Consider the following 21,141-nt stretch of genomic DNA (forward strand, 5'->3'; position numbering starts at 1 on the left):
TTGTATACCGGCACGTGCCGGAGGTTCTATGCGGGGCTTACTTACCGGGGATCTGGAAATTAAAAACTCCGGTATCGAAACGGTTGTAAGCCTCGTAATCAACGAGATCGTACAAACGCGCACGGGTCAGCATGCTTCCAACCTGTGCCTCTTGGGTTCCGTCGGCCTTAATCGATTCCAGAGTACGCTCCGCAGCGCCCATGGCACTACGGAGCAGCGTCACCGGATAAATCACCATATTGACGCCGACGCCGGCCAGCTCCTCCACGGTGAACAGGGCACTTTGGCCGAATTCGGTCATGTTGGCCAGGATCGGCACGTCGACGGCGTCGCGGATGGCCTGGAACTCGCTCAGGTCCTTCATCGCCTCGGGGAAGATCGCGTCCGCACCGGCCTCGACCAGCGCCCGGGCGCGCTCCTGCGTGGCCTGCAGGCCGTCTGTGGCGCGGATGTCGGTCCGGGCCATGATCAGGAAGTTCGGGTCGCGCCGGGCGTCGGCTGCGGCCCGGATCCGCTTGGTGGCGGTGTCCAGGTCCACCACGTTCTTGCCGTCGAGGTGGCCACAGCGCTTGGGGTTGAACTGGTCCTCGATGTGGCAGCCGGCCAGGCCGGCGTTCTCGAGCTCTTGGACCGAACGGGCCACGTTCATGGGCTCGCCGAAGCCGGTATCGGCGTCGACGATTGCCGGCAGGTCGGTCATCCGGGCGATCTGCCCGGCGCGGGTGGCCACCTCGGTGAGGGTGGTCAGACCGATGTCCGGCAGGCCGAGATCGTTGGCGAGGACGGCACCGGAAATGTACACCCCGGCGAAGCCCTTCTCCTCGATCAGCCGCGCCGATAGCGGGTTGAACGCGCCGGGGAACTGGGCGATGGAGCCGGAGGCGAGGAGTTCGCGGAAATGTATCCGCTTCTGCTCCGGCGTGACCTTCGAATACAACATTAGAAGAGTCCCTTCGGGGCCGCGGCGAGGTCGATCACGCCGTCGGCCGCCTGGATGTTCAGCTGGTCCAGCTCGCCGGCGGCGAGCTCGGGGAGCCGGGCAGCAGCGGCGAGGAAGCGCTCGATCTCCTCGTCGGCCACAAGGCCGGCGGCAAGGGTGCGGAACTTGTTGACGTACTGCTCCCGCGCGAACGGGCGGGCGCCCAGCGGGTGGGCATCGGCCACCGCAATGTCATCGGTGATCACGGTGCCGTCCTTGAGCGTGATCTCCACAGTGCCGCCGAAGGCCTTCTCGGCAATGTCCAGGGAGTGGTAGCGCCGGGTCCATTCCGGGTCCTCGACCGTGCTGACCTTGTGCCAGAGTTCCACGGTGTCGGGGCGGGCGGCGCGTTCCGGGGCGTAGGAGTCCACGTGGTGCCAGCTGCCGTCCTGCAGGGCGACGGTGAAAATGTACGGGATCGAGTGGTCCAGCGTCTCGCGGCTAGCCGTGGGATCGTACTTCTGCGGGTCGTTGGCGCCGGATCCGATCACGTAGTGCGTGTGGTGGCTGGTCTTGATCAGCACGGAATCGACGTTGGCCGGGTCCGTGACCTCGGGGTGTTCGCCATTGAGCTTGCGGGCGAGGTCGATCCACGCCTGGGCCTGGTATTCGGCCGAGTGTTCCTTGGTGTACGTGTCCATGATGGCCCGCTTGGCCTCGCCGGCTTCGGGCAGCGGCACGGTGTAGGAGGCGTCCGGACCGTCCAGCATCCAGGCGATCACGCCGTCTTCGCCTTCGTAGATCGGCACCGGGGAGGTCTGGCCGCGCATCGCACGGTCCGCGGATTCGACGGCCATCTTGCCGGCGAATGCGGGGGCGTGGGCTTTCCAGGTGGAGATTTCGCCCTTGCGGGACTGCCGGGTGGCGGTGGTGGTGTGCAGGGCCTGGCCGACGGACTGGAAGATGGTCTCGACGTCGAGTCCCAGCAGGGTGCCGATGCCGGCGGCGGCGGAGGGGCCGAGGTGCGCCACGTGGTCGATCTTGTGCTTGTGCAGGCAGATGGCCTTGACCAGGTTGACCTGGATCTCGTAGCCGGTGGCGATGCCGCGGATCAGGTCCTGGCCGCTGGAACCGACGTGCTGGCCGACGGCCAGGATCGGAGGGATGTTGTCGCCCGGGTGCGAGTAGTCCGCGGCCAGGAAGGTGTCGTGGTAGTCGAGTTCGCGGACCGCGACGCCGTTGGCCCAGGCGGCCCATTCGGGGGAGACGCGTTCCTCGATGCCGAAGACCTTGGAGCCCTGGCCGCCGGTGCTGGGGCCGTGGGTGAGGGCCTGGGCCCGGGCAGCGACGATCGGGGCACGGTTCAGCGACGCGATCGCCACCGAGGCGTTGTCGATGATGCGGTTGATCACCATGTCGGTGACCTCATCGGTGACATCCACGGGATCCGCGGCCACCTTGGCGATCTTGTAGGCGAGCTGGTCCTCGCGGCCCAGGTTTTCCTCGCTCTTGTAAACGCGGACGTGGTGTTCCTTAACCATGGTGCTCCCTTTGCTGAGGTGTATGGGTGGCTTTGACGTGCGAAAGACTGCGGTGCAGGTGAAGCGTGGTGGCGGCCTCGGCCAGCCGCGGGTTGCCGGCGGCGATCGCCTCGGCGATGGCGGCGTGCTCGGCGGCGGCGGCGGTGAGCCGTGCGGCGTCGTCCGCGGCCAGGCGCCGAACCCGCACGAGGTGGACGCGGAGGCTGCGCATGGCCTGGACGAGGTAGGCGTTGGAGATTGCGGCGTCAATGGCCGTGTCCAGCCGTCCGACCAGCGCGTAGTAGTCGTGCAGGGCCGGATTCCGCCCGCCGATCAACTCGGGTGCCTGGAGCAGCTCGCGCCGGAGCTGTTCGAACGTGGCGGGGTCTCCGCGCTCGGCGGCCAGGGCGGCGGCCCTGCCTTCGAGGGTTTCGCGCAGTTCGAACAGTTCGTCGATGTCGTCCAGGGAAATGTCAGTCACGACGACGCCGCGGCCGCCCGCCGTCGTCGTCAGGCCCTCGGCCGTGAGCCGGCTTAGGGCCTCCCGCAGCGGGGTGCGGGAGATGCCGAGGCGCTCCGACTGTTCGACTTCCGCGAGCACGGTTCCGGGCAGGAGGCGCCATTCGATGATGTCGTCGCGCAGGGCCGCATAGGCCTTGTCGCTGGCGCGCATCCTGCCTCCTTCGGTGGTGGCTCTGTAACGGTGGAACATCAACAGTGTATACACGCACGGCTGATTTGCCCAGCAATTTGGGTCAACGGTGCTGAAAAGGATGAGCTGTGTATACAGAACCCCTTGTAACGCCGCCTCGCCCCGGTTTACGATGGGCTGCATCACAACGTCGTGGACAGGATGTACGTCATGGTCACCAAGAGCTACCAGGCCGCCTACGACCGGAGCCTGGATCATCCCGCAGAGTTCTGGCTGGAGGCCGCGGACGGGATCTCCTGGCAGACGCCACCGCGTCAGGCCCTCGATTCCGGCCGTGCACCGCTCTACGACTGGTTTCCGGACGGTGTCCTGAACACGTCCTATAACGCCCTAGACCGGCACATCGCCCAGGGCAGGGGTGCGCAGGACGCCCTGGTCTACGACTCCGCGATGTTGGGCACGCAGCAGAGCTACACGTATGCGGAACTGACGGACCTCGTGGCCCGGTTCGCCGGGGTCCTGCGCCGCAGCGGTGTTGGTAAGGGCGACCGGGTGGTGATTTACATGCCGATGATCCCCGAGGCCGTGATCGCGATGCTGGCCACCGCACGGCTCGGCGCCGTGCACTCGGTGGTCTTTGGCGGGTTCGCCCCCAAGGAGCTCGCCGCCCGGATCCGCGACGCCGCCCCCGCCGCGGTGGTGACGGCGTCCGGCGGAATCGAGCCATCGCGCCGGATTGAATACCTGCCCGCCGTCGCCGAGGCCCTGGGCATCGCCGGGGCCCCGGACACCCCAGTGCTGGTCAAGGCCAGGGAAGGCTTCGCCTCCACTGTGGCCTCCATGGCGGCGTCCATGACGGCCGAACAGCCCGGATGGCTCGACTGGGACGCCGAGATGGCCTCCGCAGAGCCGGCGGCGCCGGTGGATGTCACGGCCACGGATCCGCTGTACATCCTCTACACCTCCGGCACCACCGGGGCTCCGAAGGGCGTGGTGCGGGACAACGGCGGCCATGCCGTGGCCCTGAAGTGGACCATGGAAAACATCTACGACGTCGGCCCCGGGGACGTCATGTGGACCGCCTCGGACGTCGGCTGGGTGGTGGGCCACTCCTACATTGTGTACGGGCCGCTGCTGGCCGGCGCCACCACGGTGCTGTACGAAGGCAAGCCGGTGGGGACGCCCGACGCCGGCGCGTTCTGGCGGGTCATCCAGGACCACAAGGTCAACGTGCTGTTCACCGCGCCCACGGCGCTGCGCGCCATCCGGAAAGCCGACCCCGAGGGCCAGCTCCTGGACAAGTACGACATTTCCAGCCTGCGGACCCTGTTCGCGGCCGGCGAGCGGCTGGACACCGACACCTTCCACTGGGCCTCCCGGGTCCTCAGCGTTCCGGTGGTCGATCACTGGTGGCAGACGGAGACGGGCTGGGCCATCTGCGCCAACCCCCGCGGCCTTCACGGGCTGCCGATCAAGGCCGGCTCGCCGAGCGTCCCGATGCCCGGCTTCCGGCTCAACATCGTCGACGGCGCGGGCGGGGACGTCGAGGCCGGCACGGAAGGCAACATCGTCCTGGGCCTGCCCCTGCCGCCCGGCACCCTGACCACGCTTTGGCGCAACGACGAACGCTACATTTCCTCCTACCTGCAGGCGTTCGAGGGCTACTACGCCACGGGCGACTCCGGCTACCGGGACGGGGACGGCTATGTCTTTGTCATGGGCCGCACCGACGACATCATCAACGTCGCCGGACACCGGCTCTCTACCGGCGCCATGGAACAAGTGATCGGCCAGCACCCGGCGGTCGCCGAATGCGCGGTGATCGGCCTCGCCGATTCCCTCAAGGGCCAGCGTCCCAGCGGCTACGTGGTCCTCAAGTCCGGGGTGGACGTTGCGGAGGACGTTCTGGCTAAGGACCTGATTGCCCTGGTCCGGCGCGACATCGGGGCCGTGGCGGACTTCAAGCACGTCACCGTGGTGGAGGCGCTGCCCAAGACCCGGTCCGGAAAGATCCTGCGCAAGACCATGCGCCAGATCGCCGACGGCGAGACCTACGTGGTGCCGTCCACAATCGAGGACGCCGGCGTGATCGACCGGCTGCTCGAAACCCTGCGTCCCGAAAATCCGGAGTGACCGGCAGCCAAAGTCGCCCCAGCCCCTCGTCGAGATGACACTTGGCGGCAGTGTTTCCGGGAATCATTGCCGTCAAGTGTCGTTTCGATGACAGGAACCGCGGCGGCGCCGACTACGGCCGCGGCCGGTTCCAGCGGTATTCGTTCTCCGGCCGGCCGGGGGCGCCGTAGCGTGCTGCGCGGGAGACCGTTCCGGCGTCGGCGAGGTATTCGAGGTAGCGCCGGGCGGTGACCCGGGACATGCCGAGCGCCTCCATGACCTCGCTGGCCGAGACCGCCCCGTCCTGCGCTTTGATGTAGTCCTGGACGGATTCCAGCGTGGACACGGCCAGGCCCTTGGGCAGCGACACTTCGGAGGGGGCGCGGAGGCTGGCGAAGGCCTGGTCCACATCGCTTTGGGACGCACGGGCCCCGGCCACTCCAGTTAGGGGCGATGCCAGCTGCTCGCGGAACTGACGGTAGCTGGCGAGTTTGTCCGCAAACGTTGCGTAGGTGAACGGCTTGATCAGGTACTGGACCACGCCGGTGGCCACCGCACTGCGGACGATATTCAGTTCCCGCACGGCGGTGATCGCGATGATGTCCGCGAAGAGTCCGGCCGCCCGCATCCGGCGTGCGATGTCCAGCCCGTGCAGGTCCGGGAGGTTCATGTCCAGCAGTACCAGCTCCACCGGGTTGCCCGCTGCCGCGAAGTCCGTGAGCAGCCGCAGGGCGGACTGCCCGTCCGGCGCGGAACCCGCCAGGGTGAAACCATCCAGCCTTTCAATGTAGGCGGCGTGCGCCGCGGCAGCGATGGGCTCGTCTTCGACGACAAGCACCCGGATGTCGCTCATGGCTGTTCCTCTGTTGTGACCGGCAGTGTTGTGAACGGCAGGGTGACGCGGAACAGTGCTCCGGCCGGGCTGGTGATTGTCATGGTACCGCCCAGTCGCTGCACGGCCTGGCGGACCAGGGCCAGGCCAAGGCCCCGGCCGAACGGACCCGCTGTCTTGGTGCTGAAGCCGTGACGGAAGATGTCCTCCACCGCCGAAGGGTCGATTCCGGGGCCGCTGTCCTCCACCGTGATCTCGAGGGCGGCTCCGGTGGTCTCGACGGACAGCTCCACGAGCCGGGGCGCCGGCGCCTCGGCCGCGGCGTCGATGGCGTTGTCCAACAGGTTTCCAAGGATGGCCACGAGGTCCTGCACGGCCAGTCCGGTCGCGGCCGTGGAGCCGCCGGCGCTGAGGGTCAGTTCGACGCCGCGCTCGTGCGCCTCGGCGGCCTTGCCCATGATCAGGGCGCCGAGCACCGGCTCCTCGATGGAGCTCACAATGTCATCCGTCAGACTCTGGCTGAGTTCCAGATCCTTCGTGGCGAAGTCCAGCGCCTCGTGGGTACGCCCCAGTTCCATGAGCGAGACGATCGTGTGGAGCCGGTTGGCATGTTCATGGGTCTGGGCCCGCAGCGCGTCGGAGAGGGTGTGCATGGTTTCCAGTTCGCTGCCCAGTGATTCGATTTCGGTGCGGTCACGGATGGTGGCCACAGTGCCGTAGACAGGAGTGCCGTGGACGGGAGCGCCGGAAGCCGCTCCCCGCTGACGCGCTCCGGCAGATTCGGGTCCCACCGCCGGGCCCTGGTTGACCACGAGGATCCGGGAACCGGTCAGGTGGATCTCATCGAGCGCGGTCCGCCCCGATCCGAAGAGTTCTTTGAGGCTGGGTGCCAGCGGTAACTCCGCGAGGGAGGGCGCCGTCTGGCGCCCGCTGCCAGCGGCGCCGGCAGCTTCCGCGCCGGTAACGGCGTCGGAGTCCTGCTTCGGCAGACCCAGCAGTTCTGCGGCCTGGTCGTTATACATCACCACTTTGCCCTTGGGGTCGATGAGGATCACGCCCTCACGCACCGAGTGAAGTACCGATTCGTAGTACGCGAAGAGCTGGCCCAGCTGCTCCGGTCCCCAGCCGCGGGTCACCCGGCGCAGGTACCGGCCCAGGAGCCAGGATGCCGCCGCGCCGCCGGCCAGCAGCGCCAGGGCGATGGCCAGCAGCGCCGGCAGCCTGCTCGAGACGGCCACGTCCACCGTCCGGACCGTGACGCCCGCGGCCACAAGCGCCCGGACCTTGCCGGCGGCATCCTTGACCGGGGCGATGGTGCGCACCGAGGGGCCGAGGGTTCCTGCCGTGACCTCCGTGAATACCTGGCCGTTGAGGGCCGCGTCGATGGAACCGATATACGGTTTGCCCAGTTCCTCATCCCGTGGATGGGTCCACCGCGTGCGGTCCGGGGCCATGATCGTGACGAAATCCGCGTCGGCATCCTTGATGATCTTCAGGGCATACGGCTGGAGCAGGGCCGTGGGATCGGCGGCGCTCGCCGCCTGCAGGACGAAGGGAGCGTCGGCCACCGTCGTGGCGATGCCGGCCATCCGGCGGCCGCCCTCCTCGTAGGCGTGATCGCGGGTGTCGACGAAGGTGGCCGTGCCGACGATGGCCGTCAGGGCCACCACGAACAGCAGTTGGGCCACAAACAGCCTGCGGGCGATGCTCCAGCGCTGGATCATCAACACCTTCCATGACCAATATGAACGCAATAGTGATGCGCGTCACCCCGTCATCAATGATGGGGATACACACAAGAACGGACGTGAGCGGACCACAGACTGGACCGCACCAAGTCCAGCCTATCCAAGGAGAACACCATGGCCTCTCAACGAGGAGAGTTGGCAGCACCAGCCGCAACGCCGGCCAAGAAACGCAAGGGACTGGACAAGTCCCACTACCTCTACATGGCAGTCATCGTCGCCGTGATTGCAGGTGCCGTTATCGGCCTGATGTTCCCCGAGGTCGGCAAGTCCCTCAAACCGCTGGGCGACGGATTCATTAAACTCATCAAGATGATGATCGCGCCCGTGATCTTCTGCACGATCGTGCTGGGCATCGGCTCCATCGCCAAGGCCGCCACGGTCGGCAAGGTCGGCGGCCTGGCGCTCGGCTACTTCGTCGTCATGTCCACCTTCGCCCTGGCGATCGGTCTCGTGGTGGGCAACCTGATCCACCCGGGCGAGGGCCTCAAGCTCGCGCCCTACGATCCGAACAAGAAGGCGGCGGTCGACAGCACCGTTGACTTCCTGCTTGGCATCATCCCGGGCGACATTCCCGTGCTGCCGACTCTCCTCGCCGCGATCCTGGTCGGCTTCGCCCTTCAGAAGATGGGCCCGCAGGGGGCCCCGATCCTCAAGGCCGTGGGCTACGGACAGGCCCTGGTGTTCCGCATCCTCATCATGATCATGTGGCTGGCCCCCGTCGGAGCCTTCGGTGCGATCGCCGCCGTCGTCGGTGCCACCGGCTTCCAGGCCATCATCAGCATGGCGACCCTGATGGGCGCCTTCTATATCACCTGCGCCCTGTTCATCGTCGTGATCCTCGGCGGCCTGCTCAAGGTGGTCGCCGGCGTCAGCATCTTCAAGCTTATGAAGTACCTCGGCCGCGAATACCTGCTGATCTTCTCCACGTCTTCCTCCGAAGCCGCGCTGCCCCGCCTGATCGCGAAGATGGAACACCTCGGCGTGTCCAAGCCGGTCGTCGGCGTCACGGTCCCCACCGGCTACTCCTTCAACCTGGACGGCACCGCCATCTACCTGACCATGGCCGCGCTCTTCGTCGCCAACGCCATGGGCACGCCGCTGGACCTTGGCGCCCAGGTTTCCCTGCTGGTCTTCATGATCATCGCCTCCAAGGGTGCCGCCGGCGTTACCGGCGCCGGCCTGGCCACGCTGGCCGCCGGACTCCAGGCGCATGCACCTCAGCTGCTGGGCGGCGTGGGCATGATCGTCGGCATCGACCGGTTCATGTCCGAGGCTCGCGCCCTGACCAACTTCACCGGCAACGCCGTCGCCACGGTGCTGATCGGCACCTGGGTCAAGGAGATCGACGGCGGACGCGTGGACCGTGTCCTCGCCGGTGCCGAGCCGTTCGACGAAGAGACCATGCTCGCCGGCCACACCGGTGTGCAGGACGCCGTCGAAGAACCGGCGCAGCCGGTCCTGGCGCACGCCTGAACCCCACACCCGAGCCCGAGCTCCGGCCCTAGCCGGACCGGACTCACCCCCGCCAGATGACACCCGAAGCGCCCGGCAGCTCAGCTGCCGGGCGCTTCGGCGTTCGGTTCAGCCCTCGTCAGCGCCGAATGGGGTGACCACCGTCCGGCGGGGCGTCCCGGCGTCGTCGTAGTTCAGGGTGCTGACGCGGACGCCGTACAGGGCCGAGAGCTGCGCATCGGCGAGGAGCGGCCCGGCAGGCCCAGTCACCACACCCTCGGCGCCCATAAGGACCACCGAGTCTGCGAGGAACAGGGCGTGGTCCGGGTGATGGGTGCTCACCAGCAGCGACATCCCGGTCCGCACGAGTTCCCTCAGGAGCTGAAGGACCCGGACCTGGTTTTTCAGGTCCAGCCCGGTGGACGGCTCGTCCAGGACAAGGAGCCGCGAACCGCCCGCGACGGCCCGTGCAATGAGGACCAGCTGCTGCTCGCCCCCGCTCAGGGTGGGAAACAGCCGGTAGGCCAGGGCAGCGACCCCCACCCGGTCCATGGCCTGTAGCGCGGCAGCCCTGTCCCGGGTGCCGGGGGAGCGGAAGACGCCGATGTGGCGGGCGCGGCCCATGACCACCATGTCCAGGGCCGAGTAGCCGAACGTGCTGCCGCGGGCCTGGGGGACGTAGCCGGCCGTCTCGGACCTGCGCACCGCCCCCTCCTGAACGGCCAGCAGGCCGGCCGCGCAGCGCACCAGTGTCGTTTTGCCGCTGCCGTTTGGCCCCAGGACCGCAGTCACGGTGCCCGGCGGCACCGAGAAGCTCAGATCCTTGAACACCCAGTTCTGCGGTGAATAGCCAAACCCGGCCCCGCGCAGCTCAAGCACCGTCCCAGATCCTCTCCCGGTTCCGGCGCAACAGCACGAAAAAGACCGGTGCCCCGATCAGCGCGGTGAGGACACCCAGCGGGATTTCGCCGGCCGTGGCGGTGCGCGCGATGGTGTCGATGGCGACGAGGTAAGCCCCGCCCAGCAGGAATGAGACCGGCAGCAGGACCCGGTGGTCCGGGCCCACCCACATCCGCGCCAGATGCGGAATGACCAGCCCCACCCAACTGATAACCCCGCTGACGGCCACAGCCCCGGCCACCATGAGGGCCACGGCGGAGAGGACCGTCCAGCGCAGCGGCCGCGGCCGGAGCCCCAGGGCCGTGGCGTCGTCGTCGCCGAGCGAGAGGACATTGACCCGCCACCGCAGCGCCAGCAGGACGACGCCGCCGGCAGCGATCGGAACGAAGGCCACCAGCACCTTCGCCCAGGTAGCGGTGGCAACACTGCCAAGCAGCCAGAAGACGATCGCGGGAAGGGTGGTGAACGGGTCCGCCAGATACGTCACCAGGGCCACCAAAGCGGAGAAGAACGACGCCGTGACGATACCCCCGAGGACGACCATGAGGATGTGGGCGCCGCCCCGGCCGGAGGTGATGAGGAAGACGATGGCCAGTGCCAGCAGCCCGAAGCCGAAGGATCCGCCGACGAGGGCCACGGGACCCAGGCCCAGCAGCAGGGCCAGGGCACCCCCGAAGGAGGCCCCGGATGAAACGCCGATGACCTCCGGGCTGACCAGGGGATTGCGGAACACGGCCTGCAGCGCGGCCCCGCCGATTGCGAGGCCACCACCCACCAGCAGGGCCAGCAGGACCCTGGGCAACCTGACCAGCAGCACCACGTTTTCCTCGGCCGCGGGCAGGTTTGATCCGAAGGGAAATACCCGGGAGGCCAGGATTTCCGCGACATGGGCGAGGGACACGTTGTAGCGGCCGCTGGCGAGTGCAAGCGCCGACACGGCGGCCAGGACGGCCAGGGAGAGCAGGCATGGCCCGAGAACCTGGCGCAGCCCTGGCCCCCGGCGGCCGCCAAGGTATCCCGTGGTCAGAGGCTGGGCCTCACGAAGCATCGAACTGCCGGTAGTTGGCCGAGGCGCCATTGACTTCAGTCCACAGGATCTTGTCCATTTCCGGCGCTGATAGCCGGTGGCGGTACAGGAAATCGAAGTAGTCGCTTGTCTCGTCCCGCAGCGCGGACCGGTTGCCGGAGGGGAAACTGATGTCGCTGAGCCAGCGCCACATGAGCGGCGATTCCTGGCTGGGGGGATCCCAGCGGTATCCGCCCAGCGGGACCTTGTAGACACGCCGGGAGCGCACGGCGGACACGCTTTGCCACACCGGGTTGCCGTAGAGGTCCCCGGGCATCGCTTCGTCGAAATTCCCGAGCAAAATGACCTCCGGATCCCAGGCCAGGACCTGTTCGACGTCCACGCCCACCATGCCCTTGCCTTGGAGTCCCTGCGGTCCGGTTGCCGGATTGTGTGCTCCGACGAGCTTGATGTAGAAGTCGTTGTAGCTGCCGTTTCCGGCAACCTTGAGCCCGCCACTGAACCTGTTGAAGTAGATGATGCCCGGGCCGCCGGTGCCGCGGGAGGCGGCCTCGGCCTGAATGGACTTCTGGTGCTCGTCACTGCGCGCCTTCATCTGCACAGCCCGGTCCGGCTGCCCCAGCATCGTCGCGAAGAGCGCGGTCCAGGTGTCCACGTCCTGCTGTGTCCCGGAGTTCGTGATACCCAGGACTTTCATTCCTGCCTGTTCCAGCGGAGCTGTCAGTTGGGCATCGCTCCACTGGACCACGACGTCGGGGTTCAGCGCCCGGATGCTCTCGACATTGGGCGTGAAATCGGTCGTGGCGATGTCGTGCGGAATATTCAGGGCCTCCGGGTACATGGTGCCCATGATGCCGTCGCGCATGGCGGCCCAGGAGGCGTTGTGCATCCCGGCGAGATGGCTTGCACCCTGGTCGACGGCGACCAGCAGGGAGGCGGCCGGCATGGGGATCGTCACTACGCGGGTGACTGGGCGCTCGAAACTCAGCACGGTTCCGCGCTGGTCCGTCACCTGGATCCCGGCCGAACCGGAGGCGGAACCCGGTGGTGCCGTCCCAGGCTGTGCCGTACCTGCCGGTTGGGACTGTGGCGACGTGCTTCCCGGGGCGGCGCAGGAAGCCAAGAACAGCGCCCCTCCGCCGTAGAGGGCCGCTGCCAGTACTGATCGTCGGTTGGCTTCGGGGATGTTCATCGGCCTACCTCCCGGGAGGGACCGCACAGGGGCGGCCATCCGCTCCGCGCCGGCAACACCAATGATTCCGGGACGGCATTCCCTCACAGCATCTGCCGAATGCGCAGGGGTGTCAATGCATGCATCGAGGGCATTGTTAGTGGTCCGGGGGCGGTGCTAGCCTCGCACATATCCCCTGTGAAACGAGGCCACGGGATGTACGTCAATGGCGCTCAACTCTTTGTCCGGTACGCATATCCGCCGAATTCGCGGGGCAGTTGCGGGCCGCCTGACAGCGATGCGCTGTTGCACTACGGCCAGTCCGGGGTGACCGACGCGGGCCTGCGCGAACTTGCAAAGGGGTTCGCCGGTGCGTGGCCGTATCTGGAGCTCATCGCCGGTGCCACAGGCAACCCGGACCCGCTTGATTACGGGGTGGTGGAGGCCTACTGGGTGGGAAACGCGCTGCTGGACTCCGTGGGTGTGCGCAGCATCGGCAATTCCATGGAGGACAGGTTCCGCGCACGGACCGGCCATCAGTTTCCGCACCTGATGGAAGGGGTCATCGCCGGCGGCGTGCCGCACCACAGCTTCCATGTGCTGGAAATCTATCCGTGGCTCGGACTCCTGCGCGATGATCGACGCTCATCCACGGCACTGAACGTCCTTGACCAGTGCCGCATCCGGTGGGGCGAAGTGGTGGCCGTCGAAGGGGACAACGCCCTGGTGCGCTCACGGCCCCTGGTCTGGGACGGAATAGCGCTCTCGCTCGGCGAGCCGGTGGTCGAGACGGCCAAGTATGCCGTGGCCGGTACCGGGTTCATTGCTGACCTCACGGCGGGCGACATGGTGTCCCTCCATTGGGACTGGATATGCGACCGCCTGACGCCCGGCCAGCTCCACCGGCTCCAGCACTACTTTGCCCGCCACCTCAAGATCGCCAACTCCGGCGTGGAGCACCGCGGCGCCGCGATTGCCCTGGAATAGTGAGCGGGGGCAGGGCTACGGGACGGTGTCGGTAGGGTCCGGGCCCCGGCCCATGAGCTCCAGTCCGGTCATCGCACGGTCGGCGCCCTCCTGGTCCACCCGCTCCAGGGCGAAGCCCATGTGGATCAGGACCCACGTGCCGCTCTCCAACGGACCGTCGTCGAGGAGCCCGATGTTGATCTTTCGCTGCACGCCTGCCACATCCACGAGGGCCAGTTGCCCGTTATAGCCGTCGATCACTTCGATGATCCGGCCCGGTATTCCCAAGCACATCCGCGCTTCCTCCTCAGCCTGTTCTTCTCACCCTGCGGCATCTGGGCCCGCGCTCGCGGTCGCTGCGTCCGCGGACGGTATGCGGGCCGTGACCAGGGTGCGCACTGCCTCCACGGCTGCGGGGACGGCACGGGACACTTCCTCGGACAGTTCCATGCCGTCGTCTGTTCGCCCCGCGATGCAACCCACCAGGTAGGTCTCCGGCAGCGATCCGCCCAGGACGCGGAGGCGGCGCAGGACCGCCAGCGGGTCCATGCCATGCGGATCGAATACAGGGCTGACCGGCAGGCCCGCCGGCGTGAGCGGACCGCCGGGTTCCAGATCCTCCGCCCGGATCTTCAGGATTCGGAGCGTTCCGGCCTTGGTGCTCCCGTCCGCCGGGGCCGGAAGCACATCCACGAGCACCAGCGCATCCACGCCGTCCAGGAGATCGTAGGCGAGGTGCAGCCCGCGGACCCCGTAGTCCCGCACCTGCACCTGCTCCGGCGTCCAGCCGGGCAGGCCGGACACCTCCTCCGCCAGGCGGCGGGCGACGGCCGGTCCGAATCCGTCGTCGCTCAGGAACACGTTCCCCACACCGGCCACGAGAACCCCGCTCACAACGGGGCCTCACATCCTGGAAATTCGCACGTAGCGCTTGATGTCGGGAATCGAACGCAGTCCGACGACGGCTGCTGCCAGGCCCGCGGCCAGCAGGAGCACTACGGTCATGATGCCCAGACCTTTCATGATGTTGGTTCCTTTCCGTTATCCGGGGGCGGCGCCGCGGCGAGCGGCACGAGCTCCTCGGGGGCGAAATACAGGTACCGGCCGTACCATTCCTGCAGTTCGGCCGCCGGGTCGGCCTCGAGGACCACCGCGACGTGCGTTCCGCCGTCGACGTCGAAGTGGACTCCTGTGACGCGCCCCGATTTCCCGGCGAAGAAGAGGTCCTGGGCATCGGCGCGGCGCAGCGGAACAACCCGCACCCGGCTGCCGCGAGAGACCGGGACGCCGTCGATGAAGACGGTGTCCGATTCCGGATCGACGGCGGCGTCCCGGGCAGGATCCCACCACGGCGTATCGGCGCCGGTGGTCTCGCCTGTGGTCTCGTCGATGGTCTCGTCAACAGCACCGTCGCCCGGAACGGAATATTCAGGGACGGAAAATTCCGAATCTGAATATTCCGGGACGGCAAAGCCCGGGAAGTCTCCGTTCCCGGATGTTCCGGGTCCACCCGGCGAACCGGCGTGCGGGTTCCGCAGGATGCCGTGCAACTGCTGCAGCTCCTCGGCTGTCATGTTTTCGCAGCGTTCGATGATCGCCGCCGCCCGGGCGTCGGTTGACCGGGCCTCCGCCTTTTCCTCATCGGTCAGTGTGAGCACCCGCAGGGTCAAGATTTCATCAATCTCCGTCGCATCGAACAGCTCCACGGTGCTCTCCGGCGCTACCGCGGGATGGTCATAAAGGATGATCGGGGACAGCAACAGGACGTCGCGCTGCCCCTCGGGACCGGCGAGCACGGGCCAGCAGCGGTGCTGGCGGCACGAAGCCGCCGCCGCCGACGCCCACTCCGGTGGATCGATCACCGAGAGGAAGTCGGCATCGTGGACCGCGAGCAGGACGTGGGCTCCGATGAACGAGTGCTCGATGGCGGAATGTTTATCGGTTGTGGCTGCGGCCGTGTTCTCGACCGTGACCCTGAGCCGCCAGAGCGGACCGTGGGCCGGCACGTCCGCGGCGCCGGAAGCGGCCGGCATCTGCGTCGGCACTTGCGTCGCCATCAGGCGCAGCTCGCCGCGGAGCTGCCGACGCCGGCGCACCAGCCTGCCGGCGGTGGCGCCGTCGGCGTCCAGCACGGGCTCGATGGCCTCGGTCGCCGGGACGTTGACCGGCGCGCGCACGCCCGCGGCAAGCTGGCCGAGGCTGTAGGGCCCGAGCGCGATCTCCTGATCCGTTGCTTCATCCCAGCTGAGCCAGCGGGACGCGCCGACGACCAGTTCCTCGATAGGCGCGAAGCCGCCGTCATCCGCGCGCTCGGCGGACCGCGTCTGCAGGTGCAGGAAGCGCAGATGGACGTCCACCCGGGCTGCGGGTCCCGGCTCGAGGAGGCAGTCCGCTGCTATGTCCGGCTCTTCACCGGCGCCCGCGGCTGCCGCGCCCGGTGGCCCAAGCACCCCGAACTGCCAGCGCGCCTGGTTCTTGGCGGACGAGGCGCGGTACGGGTACAGGAGGTACCCCTCATAGAGGACAGCGTCGGCGACGGCGCGTGCCAGGCTGAGGCCGGCGTTCACGGTACCGGGTCACCCGCCCCGGCCAGCAGGCCTTCGATGGCGGCCTCCCAGGACGTCAGGCCGTGGACCGCCTTGTATTTGGCCAGGGCAGCCAGGACGTCGCGGTCCAGGCGGATCCATCCCTGGTTCGGGAAGAACGCGTCCATCAGCGCGCGCCAGGCCGCCACGGGCAGGGCGTACCGCGCTTCCCGGTCCCAGGGGATCTGCTCGACGCCGAAGCCCGCCGCGCCGCGCGTGAATACTGTCCCGGAGAAGAGGAACTCCAGCGGAACAGTCCCGTCCCGCAGGGAGTTCAGGTACTTCGCCGCGGAGACCTCGAAATCGAAGGTGCAGGGGAGCGGCAGATCAACGTCAACGCTGTCCGCAAATCCCTGGACCAGGACGCCGCTGTGCATCCACATGAATGGCTTGAGGGTGGTGGGCCACCGCCCGCGGCTGCCGAAGAGTTCCAGCAGCCCGGCTTCCTCGTCGGCGTCGTAAGCGCGGCGCTGGGCCAGGATCCGCACCTGGCAACGCATGGCCATGGCGTGGATGGCGGCGCCGCTTCGCTCCTGGATCCGCAGGCGCGCGGTCAGCTGCGGCGCGGCCGCATAGAGCTCCGGGGCGATATCCAGCACGCTGAATTCGAGGTCAACCATGGCTTCCCTCCGGGTCTGCTGCGGCCGGAGCGGGGGCGGGCCTGCTGCGGCTGCTGATCCGGTCGAAGAATCCGGCGAGCTCCTGGCGGGACTCCTGGCCGCCGTCGAAGCCCTTCCACACCCGCCGCAGGTGGCCCACCAGCTCGTAGCACGCATCGATAGGGACCAGATGGCAGTCCGCCCGCTCCCGGTCGGGGCCGGGGGAGCGGATCAGCAGGGCCTCCGTGTCAGGGGCGAGCACGGTGATGGCCGGGTTGGCGGCCTGGACAGATGCCCAGGCGTTCAGGGGAAGTTCCGATTCCGTGGCGCCCGCCGGGCTCGGATAGAAAGCAGCGGTCCGGCCTAGAGCGGAGTTGAAGAAGAAGAATGCCAGTCCCACCGGGATTTCCAGCTCGTCCCATTGGGCTGGGCCGAGTTCGAAGGGCTCGAAGGAAAGGTAGCGGTCAGGGACGGAACGGTAGCGCAGATGGGCCGACGAGTCCGTGAACAGCAGATAGCAGGGTCTGCACGTGCACAGCAGGGAGCGGCTCTCCAGATCCACCACGTGCTGGTGGGCCTCCGCAATGGGCTCAGCGCACATCTCGCAGCGCTCGCCGGCAGGCTGGGCCGGGCGGGTGGAGGCTATCCTGCGCAACACGGAGAGCGCCGACGCGCTGCTGATCCCGGCGCTGCTGATCCCGGCGCTGCTGATCCCGGCGCCGCCGGGTCCCTTGCCGCTGGTCACAGCGGCTCCGCCGTGGTGGGGACGGCCACGGAGGGAACACCGTCGCGGAGCAGCAGCGGAAGGGGATCGAGATGCAGCGCCTTGTCCTCGAGGCAGGCCCCGGCCTTCCGGACGTCGAAGTGGCTTCGGCAGTGCGGGCAGCGCAGCAGCCCGCCGCCTACCGGGGCCGCCAGCGCCCGCTGCAGCGAGGCGCCCGGCATGGAGTGCGTGCAACGGGGGCAGCGGTCCACAAACGCGTAGACGTCCGGGCCGATCCGGCACGTGAGCACCTCGACGCCCGCCACCAGGAAGCCCGCGACGCCTCCGGACTCCAGCTCAGCGAGGGCGGGGACCGCCTGCCACGTGCCGGCGGCCGGCGTGGCGGCTCCGTGGGCCGTCCAGTCCGATGCGCCGGCGCCGGACGGGCCGCCGTCGGACGGGCCGCCCAGCCCGTCCAGCCTCGAGCGCAAGGCGCCAACCGGTATCAGGGCAGCAACGGCGGCGGGGGCCGCCTCCTCCACCTCGATGCCGGTCACCTCGGGCGCCGCGGTTTCAATCGCGTCCTCGACGGCGAGTTTGAGGGTGACCGACGACGACGGACAGCCCTGGCAGCTGCCCAGCAGCCTCAGCCGGACCACGCCTTCTTCGCTGATGCCGAGCAGTTCCACGTCCCCGCCGTGCGAGCCGAGGTAGGGCCGGACGGAGTCGAGGGCTCCCGCGACCCTCCCGGGCAGGTCCACGGGATGCAGCCCGTGGATCAGCAGCAGGCCTGACACCAACGGGTCGGACGTGAGGGCGGACACCGTTCCGGGGCCGAGCACACCTTGGGAATCCAGCACCTGCAGGATTCGTTCCAGCCCGGCGCCGTACAGCTCCGTTACCTGCCGGATCAGTTCCTCTGCCCGGTCCCGGGCCACAGGACCGCCGGAACCCAGCGCATCGAGGAGCGAACTGATCCGTTCACCTGCCGAGCCCAACAGATTCTCCCGGTCCATGGCGGGCTACTCACCGGTGAGCGACTGCGTAGGCGAGTGCAGCAGGTCCAGCGTCTGCCCGTCCCCTAGGTACATGTGGACGCCGCACGGCAGGCAGGGGTCGAAGCTCCGGACGGTGCGCATGATGTCGATGCCCTTGAAATGATCGCGGTCGTTCTCCTCGAAGATGGGCTGGCCTTGCACCGCGTCCTCGTAGGGGCCCGGTGTTCCCTCGGAGTCGCGCGGGCTGGCGTTCCACGGCGTCGGCGGGTAGGGATGGTAGTTGGCGATCTTGCCGTCGCGGATCACCATGTGGTGTGAGAGCACGCCGCGGACGGCTTCCGTGAACCCGCAGCTGATGGCTTCGTCCGGCACCTCAAAGGACTCCCAGGTCTTGGTGCGGCCCGCCCGGATCTCCTCGAGGGCCTTTTCGGCGAAGTGCAGTGCCGCGGCGGCTGCGTAGGCCTGGAAATAGGTCCGCGCACGGTTGCGCTCCAGTGTGTTGCTCCACTGCGGGATCTTCCACTCCAGGGTCACCGGGCCCTTCAGCGCAGTCTTGGGCAGCTCGATCTGGACGCTGCTGCCCGTTGACTTCAGGTAGCCGGTGTCGACCAGTCCCGCGAGGGCGGTCGACCAGAGCCGGGCCAGCGGGCCGCCGCCGGTATCGAGCGCCAGGTTGTTTTGGCCGTCAGACCACCGCGGTGACATGACCCAGCTGTACTTGTCCTCCAGGTCGCGCTTCTGCGGCCGCGGGTTGGTGTGCTGGTTCCAGGGGTGCCGGCGGTCCACCGGGTTGCCCAGCGGATCGCGGGTGACGAACATTTCCTGGTCGCCCCAGTCCTCGTAGTACGACGAGCCCAGCATGATCCGGATCCCCAGGTTGATCCGCACCAGGTCCGTGGTCACGAGCTTGCCGTCCACCACGACGCCGGGGGTCACGAACATCTTCCGGCCCCACTCCGTCATGTCCTTGTAGGCGAAATTGCAGAACTCCGGATCCTGGAAGGAGCCCCAGCAGCCCAGCAGGGTGCGCCGCAGTCCCACCTGCTCGTAGCCGGGCAGGGCCTCATAGAAGAAATCGAAGAGGTCATCGTGCATCGGCACGACCTTCTTCATGAACTCCACGTACCGCATGAGCCGGGTGAGGTAGTCCGTCATCAGCTGGATGGTGGCCACGGTGCCCACGCCGCCGGGGTAAAGCGTGGAGGGATGGACATGCCGGCCCTCCATCAGGCAGAACATTTCCCGGGTCATCCGGCTGACCTGCAGTGCCTCGCGGTAGAACTCCCCGGTGAACGGGTTCAACGAGCGCATGATGTCAGCGATGGTGCGGTAGCCGTGCTCGCCCGCGTGCGGGGCCGGCGTGTTCTCGGCTCTGGCGAGCACCGAGGGGTTGGTTTCGGAGATCATCTTCTCGCAGTAGTCAACGCCGACCAGATTCTCCTGGAAGATGTTGTGGTCGAACATGTACTCGGCAGCCTCGCCCAGGTTCACGATCCATTCGCCGAGGTGCGGCGGCTTCACCCCGTAGGCCATGTTCTGCGCGTAACAGGAGCAGGTGGCATGGTTGTCGCCGCAGATTCCGCAGATCCGGCTCGTGATGAAGTGGGCGTCCCGGGGGTCCTTGCCGCGCATGAAGATGGAATAGCCGCGGAAGATCGATGACGTGCTGTGGCATTCCACCACTTGATTGTTCTTGAAGTCGACCTTGGTATAGATGCCGAGGCTGCCGACGATCCTCGTGATCGGATCCCAGGCCATCTCCACCAGGTTCTCGCCCGCGGAACCATCCGCCGAGGGCATCGGAATCGTCGAAGTCATTGCATTGCCTCTCTGCTTAGCGTCCCTACCAGGTCCGCTTGGCGCCGGTCAGCAGATCATTACCGGGTTTGCGCCAGCGTGGTTCCTGGTCCAGCGTGTGCTTCGTGATGTTCCGCAGTGTCCTGATGGTCTTGCCGTAGGGCATGACCGACGCGGTAGACAGTTTGCCGCCGGGAGGTTCGTCCATGAACGGCATGAACTTGTCCGGGAATCCCGGCATCGTGCAGCCGATGCAGATGCCGCCCACGTTCGGGCAGCCGCCGATTCCGTTCATCCAGCCACGCTTGGGGACGTTGCACTTGACCACAGGTCCCCAGCAGCCGAGTTTGACGATGCACTTCGGGGACCCGTATTCCGTGGCGAAGTCGCCCTGTTCGTAATATCCCGCGCGGTCGCATCCCTCGTGCACGGTCTGGCCGAACAGCCACGTTGGCCGGAGCGCCTCGTCAAGGGGAATCATGGGTGCCTGCCCGGTGGCCTGGTACAGCAGATACGTCATTGTCTCGGACAGGTTGTCGGGCTGGATGGGGCAGCCCGGGACGCACACGATCGGGATTCCGGCCTTGGACCGCCAGTCATACCCGAGATAGTCGGGCACGCCCATGGCCCCGGTGGGGTTTCCGGCCATGGCATGGATGCCGCCGTACGTCGCACAGGTCCCCGCCGCGATGATGGCCGTCGCCTTCGGGGCCAGCCGGTCCAGCCACTCGCTGGTGGTGATCGGCTGTCCGGTGTCGAGGTTGTTGCCGAAGGCCGCCCAGTAGCCACCCGCGGCGTGGAGCTTCTCATTCGGGATGGACCCCTCCACCACCAGCACGAACGGTTCCAGCTCGCCGCGATCCGCCTTGCGGAACCACTCGAGGAAGTCGTCGGCCCCCTGCTGCGGGCCGCATTCGAAGTCGATCAGCGGCCAGTGCATGGCGATTTTGGGAAGTCCGGGAAGGGCCCCGAGGGCTATCTCCTCGACACTTGGCTGGGTTGCAGCCGTCAGGGCCACGGAGTCACCGTCGCAGCTGAGTCCGGCGTTGATCCACAACACGTGGATCAAAGTTTCTTCCGCTTTCAATGCAGTAGCTGTAGGCATCATTGCCTCCTTCGGGGCCCGCCCTGCGGCTGCGGCTCCAATGTTGCGTCAGCAG

Annotated in this window: 19 protein-coding genes; 3 read left to right on the forward strand and 16 right to left on the reverse strand. The window is 67.5% G+C overall.

All coding sequences use genetic code 11. The features are described 5' to 3' along the window. Nucleotides 1–37 precede the first annotated feature (37 nt). Genes prpB through M2428_RS15435 form a run of 3 tightly spaced genes read right to left on the reverse strand, consistent with a single transcriptional unit; the run spans nt 38 to nt 3,112 of the window. Nucleotides 38–940, reverse strand: a complete 903-nt coding sequence (gene prpB, locus M2428_RS15425; protein ID WP_277526839.1) for a methylisocitrate lyase — start codon at nt 938–940, stop codon at nt 38–40. Beyond that, nucleotides 940–2,460 carry an MmgE/PrpD family protein gene (locus M2428_RS15430; protein ID WP_277526840.1) on the reverse strand — a complete coding sequence of 507 codons (1,521 nt, stop codon included), beginning with the start codon at nt 2,458–2,460 and terminating at the stop codon, nt 940–942. Before M2428_RS15430 ends, prpB begins: the two co-directional genes overlap by 1 nt. After that, nucleotides 2,453–3,112, reverse strand: a complete 660-nt coding sequence (locus tag M2428_RS15435; RefSeq protein ID WP_277526841.1) for a GntR family transcriptional regulator — start codon at nt 3,110–3,112, stop codon at nt 2,453–2,455. The genes M2428_RS15430 and M2428_RS15435 overlap by 8 nt, the downstream gene beginning before the upstream one ends. A gap of 189 nt (nt 3,113–3,301) precedes the next feature. On the opposite strand from M2428_RS15435, the gene M2428_RS15440 reads away from it, so the two are divergent. After that, on the forward strand, nt 3,302–5,224 hold the full coding sequence (locus tag M2428_RS15440) for an AMP-binding protein (protein WP_277526842.1): 1,923 nt from the start codon (nt 3,302–3,304) through the stop codon (nt 5,222–5,224). 112 nt (nt 5,225–5,336) lie between these two features. Here M2428_RS15440 and M2428_RS15445 read toward each other — a convergent pair whose 3' ends face one another. Next, on the reverse strand, nt 5,337–6,056 hold the full coding sequence (locus tag M2428_RS15445; protein WP_277526843.1) for a response regulator: 720 nt from the start codon (nt 6,054–6,056) through the stop codon (nt 5,337–5,339). Beyond that, complete coding sequence (locus M2428_RS15450) at nt 6,053–7,759, reverse strand: sensor histidine kinase (protein ID WP_277526844.1); 1,707 nt, start codon at nt 7,757–7,759, stop codon at nt 6,053–6,055. The genes M2428_RS15445 and M2428_RS15450 overlap by 4 nt, the downstream gene beginning before the upstream one ends. A gap of 138 nt (nt 7,760–7,897) precedes the next feature. Between M2428_RS15450 and M2428_RS15455 the strand changes: the two genes are divergently transcribed. Further along, nucleotides 7,898–9,256, forward strand: a complete 1,359-nt coding sequence (locus M2428_RS15455; protein WP_277526845.1) for a cation:dicarboxylase symporter family transporter — start codon at nt 7,898–7,900, stop codon at nt 9,254–9,256. A gap of 108 nt (nt 9,257–9,364) precedes the next feature. On the opposite strand, the gene M2428_RS15460 is transcribed toward M2428_RS15455, so the two are convergent. Genes M2428_RS15460 through M2428_RS15470 form a run of 3 tightly spaced genes read right to left on the reverse strand, consistent with a single transcriptional unit; the run spans nt 9,365 to nt 12,354 of the window. Then, nucleotides 9,365–10,114 (reverse strand): ABC transporter ATP-binding protein, encoded by a 750-nt coding sequence (locus M2428_RS15460; RefSeq protein WP_277526846.1) that lies wholly within the window; start codon nt 10,112–10,114, stop codon nt 9,365–9,367. Then, on the reverse strand, nt 10,107–11,183 hold the full coding sequence (locus M2428_RS15465) for an iron ABC transporter permease (RefSeq protein WP_277526847.1): 1,077 nt from the start codon (nt 11,181–11,183) through the stop codon (nt 10,107–10,109). Before M2428_RS15465 ends, M2428_RS15460 begins: the two co-directional genes overlap by 8 nt. Beyond that, nucleotides 11,173–12,354 carry an ABC transporter substrate-binding protein gene (locus M2428_RS15470; protein ID WP_277526848.1) on the reverse strand — a complete coding sequence of 394 codons (1,182 nt, stop codon included), beginning with the start codon at nt 12,352–12,354 and terminating at the stop codon, nt 11,173–11,175. Before M2428_RS15470 ends, M2428_RS15465 begins: the two co-directional genes overlap by 11 nt. A 195-nt stretch (nt 12,355–12,549) precedes the next feature. Here M2428_RS15470 and M2428_RS15475 point away from each other — a divergent pair, with 195 nt between their 5' ends. Then, nucleotides 12,550–13,320 carry a DUF6390 family protein gene (locus M2428_RS15475; protein ID WP_277526942.1) on the forward strand — a complete coding sequence of 257 codons (771 nt, stop codon included), beginning with the start codon at nt 12,550–12,552 and terminating at the stop codon, nt 13,318–13,320. A gap of 15 nt (nt 13,321–13,335) precedes the next feature. Here M2428_RS15475 and M2428_RS15480 read toward each other — a convergent pair whose 3' ends face one another. From M2428_RS15480 to M2428_RS15515, 8 genes are all read right to left on the reverse strand, one after another. Continuing rightward, nucleotides 13,336–13,593, reverse strand: a complete 258-nt coding sequence (locus tag M2428_RS15480; RefSeq protein WP_091564422.1) for a HypC/HybG/HupF family hydrogenase formation chaperone — start codon at nt 13,591–13,593, stop codon at nt 13,336–13,338. Between the two features lie 27 nt (nt 13,594–13,620). Continuing rightward, complete coding sequence (locus M2428_RS15485) at nt 13,621–14,193, reverse strand: hydrogenase maturation protease (protein ID WP_277526849.1); 573 nt, start codon at nt 14,191–14,193, stop codon at nt 13,621–13,623. 125 nt (nt 14,194–14,318) lie between these two features. Then, nucleotides 14,319–15,866, reverse strand: a complete 1,548-nt coding sequence (locus M2428_RS15490; RefSeq protein WP_277526850.1) for a hypothetical protein — start codon at nt 15,864–15,866, stop codon at nt 14,319–14,321. Beyond that, nucleotides 15,863–16,504 (reverse strand): DUF6084 family protein, encoded by a 642-nt coding sequence (locus M2428_RS15495; RefSeq protein WP_277526851.1) that lies wholly within the window; start codon nt 16,502–16,504, stop codon nt 15,863–15,865. The genes M2428_RS15490 and M2428_RS15495 overlap by 4 nt, the downstream gene beginning before the upstream one ends. Continuing rightward, nucleotides 16,497–17,228 carry a DUF5947 family protein gene (locus M2428_RS15500; RefSeq protein ID WP_277526852.1) on the reverse strand — a complete coding sequence of 244 codons (732 nt, stop codon included), beginning with the start codon at nt 17,226–17,228 and terminating at the stop codon, nt 16,497–16,499. Before M2428_RS15500 ends, M2428_RS15495 begins: the two co-directional genes overlap by 8 nt. Beyond that, nucleotides 17,225–18,202, reverse strand: coding sequence for a NifU family protein (locus M2428_RS15505; protein WP_277526853.1), 978 nt, complete (start codon nt 18,200–18,202; stop codon nt 17,225–17,227). Before M2428_RS15505 ends, M2428_RS15500 begins: the two co-directional genes overlap by 4 nt. A 6-nt stretch (nt 18,203–18,208) precedes the next feature. Further along, nucleotides 18,209–20,002: a nickel-dependent hydrogenase large subunit gene (locus M2428_RS15510; RefSeq protein ID WP_277526854.1), complete on the reverse strand. Its 1,794-nt coding sequence runs from the start codon at nt 20,000–20,002 to the stop codon at nt 18,209–18,211. A 25-nt stretch (nt 20,003–20,027) separates the two neighbouring features. Beyond that, nucleotides 20,028–21,086: a hydrogenase expression protein HypE gene (locus M2428_RS15515; protein WP_026538777.1), complete on the reverse strand. Its 1,059-nt coding sequence runs from the start codon at nt 21,084–21,086 to the stop codon at nt 20,028–20,030. Nucleotides 21,087–21,141 lie beyond the last annotated feature (55 nt).

It is taken from the genome of Arthrobacter sp. ES3-54 (assembly GCF_029504395.1).
In the GTDB taxonomy this organism is placed as follows: domain Bacteria; phylum Actinomycetota; class Actinomycetes; order Actinomycetales; family Micrococcaceae; genus Arthrobacter.

Excerpts from the sequence above, each read along its gene's own strand:
- prpB (WP_277526839.1), bottom strand. The coding sequence starts at position 940 with ATGTTGTATTCGAAGGTCACGCCGGAGCAGAAGCGGATACATTTCCGC.
- M2428_RS15430 (WP_277526840.1), bottom strand. The coding sequence starts at position 2,460 with ATGGTTAAGGAACACCACGTCCGCGTTTACAAGAGCGAGGAAAACCTG.
- M2428_RS15435 (WP_277526841.1), bottom strand. The coding sequence starts at position 3,112 with ATGCGCGCCAGCGACAAGGCCTATGCGGCCCTGCGCGACGACATCATC.
- M2428_RS15440 (WP_277526842.1), top strand. The coding sequence starts at position 3,302 with ATGGTCACCAAGAGCTACCAGGCCGCCTACGACCGGAGCCTGGATCAT.
- M2428_RS15445 (WP_277526843.1), bottom strand. The coding sequence starts at position 6,056 with ATGAGCGACATCCGGGTGCTTGTCGTCGAAGACGAGCCCATCGCTGCC.
- M2428_RS15450 (WP_277526844.1), bottom strand. The coding sequence starts at position 7,759 with ATGATCCAGCGCTGGAGCATCGCCCGCAGGCTGTTTGTGGCCCAACTG.
- M2428_RS15455 (WP_277526845.1), top strand. The coding sequence starts at position 7,898 with ATGGCCTCTCAACGAGGAGAGTTGGCAGCACCAGCCGCAACGCCGGCC.
- M2428_RS15465 (WP_277526847.1), bottom strand. The coding sequence starts at position 11,183 with ATGCTTCGTGAGGCCCAGCCTCTGACCACGGGATACCTTGGCGGCCGC.
- M2428_RS15470 (WP_277526848.1), bottom strand. The coding sequence starts at position 12,354 with ATGAACATCCCCGAAGCCAACCGACGATCAGTACTGGCAGCGGCCCTC.
- M2428_RS15475 (WP_277526942.1), top strand. The coding sequence starts at position 12,550 with ATGTACGTCAATGGCGCTCAACTCTTTGTCCGGTACGCATATCCGCCG.
- M2428_RS15480 (WP_091564422.1), bottom strand. The coding sequence starts at position 13,593 with ATGTGCTTGGGAATACCGGGCCGGATCATCGAAGTGATCGACGGCTAT.
- M2428_RS15495 (WP_277526851.1), bottom strand. The coding sequence starts at position 16,504 with ATGGTTGACCTCGAATTCAGCGTGCTGGATATCGCCCCGGAGCTCTAT.
- M2428_RS15505 (WP_277526853.1), bottom strand. The coding sequence starts at position 18,202 with ATGGACCGGGAGAATCTGTTGGGCTCGGCAGGTGAACGGATCAGTTCG.
- M2428_RS15510 (WP_277526854.1), bottom strand. The coding sequence starts at position 20,002 with ATGACTTCGACGATTCCGATGCCCTCGGCGGATGGTTCCGCGGGCGAG.
- M2428_RS15515 (WP_026538777.1), bottom strand. The coding sequence starts at position 21,086 with ATGCCTACAGCTACTGCATTGAAAGCGGAAGAAACTTTGATCCACGTG.